Raw genomic sequence first — 1,664 nt, 5'->3', positions numbered from 1 at the left:
ATGAAGAAGAGGCCCAGCAGCAGGCCCTTGAAAGGCTCGATATCGGTTTCGAGTTCGCGGCGGTATTCACTTTCCGCCAGCAGCACACCCGCCAGAAAAGCGCCCAGGGCCATCGACAGGCCGACGAACTGCATCAGCGCCGCAATGCCCACCACCAGCAGCAGCGAGGCTGCGGTAAAAATTTCAGGTGTACCGCTGTTGGCGATCCAGCGCAGCAGGGGCCGCAGCAGCAGGCGGCCGCCCAGGATGATGCCGACGATGGCCGCTACGATTTTGATAGCTTCCAGCGCACGACTGGTATGCGCTACAGCCTCATTTTCTCCACCGATTGCGCCCAGCAGGGGCAACAGCGCGAGAATCGGGATGGCCGCCACGTCCTGGAACAGCAGGATGGAAAACCCGGCCTGGCCGCTCGATGTCGGCATCAGGTGGCGCTCGCCGATGGCCTGCAGCGCGATGGCGGTGGACGACAGCGCCAGCCCGAGGCCGGCCACCAGCGCTATTTGCCAGCTCACGCCAAATGCCATCGCGACGCCTGTGAGCAGGGCGGCGCACCCCAGCACCTGGGCACTGCCCCAGCCGAAGATGGGCCGGCGCAGATTCCACAGGCGTTTGGGCTCCAGCTCCAGCCCCACCAGGAACAGCATCAACACCACGCCAAACTCGGCGAAGTGGAGGATGTCCTGCACATTGGTAACCAGGCCCAGGCCCCAGGGGCCTATGGCGATGCCGGCGGCCAGGTAGCCGATGATGGAACCGAGGCCGAGTTTTTTGGCCAGCGGCACGGCAATGACGGCGGCGGCCAGGTAAATAAAGCTGTTGGTCAGCCAGGCGGGTGCATGCTCCATAGTTATCGAGCCCCCACGCTTTTCACTTCGTGTGCCTTCGGCGTTACGCTGCCCCTTTCACTTTCAATAGGGGCTGCCTGGCCTTGGGGCGGCCCGACGGCCAGCCGCGCAGCGTGTCCGTTCGGCAAGTCGGCCGCAGCTTCTGGCGCAGGCCGATCCTTCATCGGAACCACGCAGGCGGCACATTGCTCCAGGTCTTCCAGTTCAGGCCAGTCGGGGTAGCTTTGCAGGCGCTGGCGGAAGGTTGCGATGTGATCGGTAACGGTTTGCCTGTCAACGCTGTGGGCGCCGTGCAACACCAGAGGCGGCAAAAACCGCATGCCGCACAGCACGGCGCTTTGCTCGTACGGCGGCAGGAAGGCATCAAAAAAGTAGCGGTTGTAGCCTTGTGGGTGATAGGACGTTTCGGGGCCGCCTGTGGTGGCAACCAGCCACAGGTCTTTACCCTGCAGTGCCCGGCCTTTTGCGCCTTCCTCCTCACCTTCGCCGTAGGCCCAGCCGTAGGTGAGCACGTCGTCCAGCCAGAGCTTTTGCAGCGCGGGCATCGAGTACCAATGCATGGGGTGGAGCAGCACCACCAGTTGCGCGCTTTCCAGGGCGGCCTGCTCTTTGGGCACGTCGATGGCGTAGTCGGGATAGCTCGAGTACAGGTCTTGCACCTGGACACGGGGCAGGGCCTTCGCGGCCTCCATCAGCGGGCGGTTGACCCGTGATTCGCGCCAGGCGGGATGGGCTGCAATGACATAAATATCAGGATTTGCCGTGTTGCCCGCCGATTTATCAGTGGTTGTGAGAACTGTGTCYATGCCGTTACCA

Annotated in this window: 2 protein-coding genes; both read right to left on the bottom strand. The window is 63.1% G+C overall.

Features of this window, described 5'->3' with window-relative positions:
• Positions 1–848 (bottom strand): monovalent cation:proton antiporter-2 (CPA2) family protein (locus tag AC1D1P_RS22725; RefSeq protein WP_477674548.1); only part of this gene is annotated, 848 nt, incomplete at its 3' end.
• Positions 849–850: 2 nt separating this feature from the next.
• Positions 851–1,654: a glutathione-regulated potassium-efflux system oxidoreductase KefF gene (gene kefF / locus AC1D1P_RS22720; protein WP_477674549.1), complete on the bottom strand. Its 804-nt coding sequence runs from the start codon at positions 1,652–1,654 to the stop codon at positions 851–853.
• Positions 1,655–1,664: the final 10 nt, after the last annotated feature.

The sequence above is a fragment of the Polaromonas sp. P1_E1_2 genome, assembly GCF_056406035.1.
The sequence above is the reverse complement of the archived record's forward strand: the minus strand, read 5'-3'. Positions and strand labels throughout refer to the sequence as shown.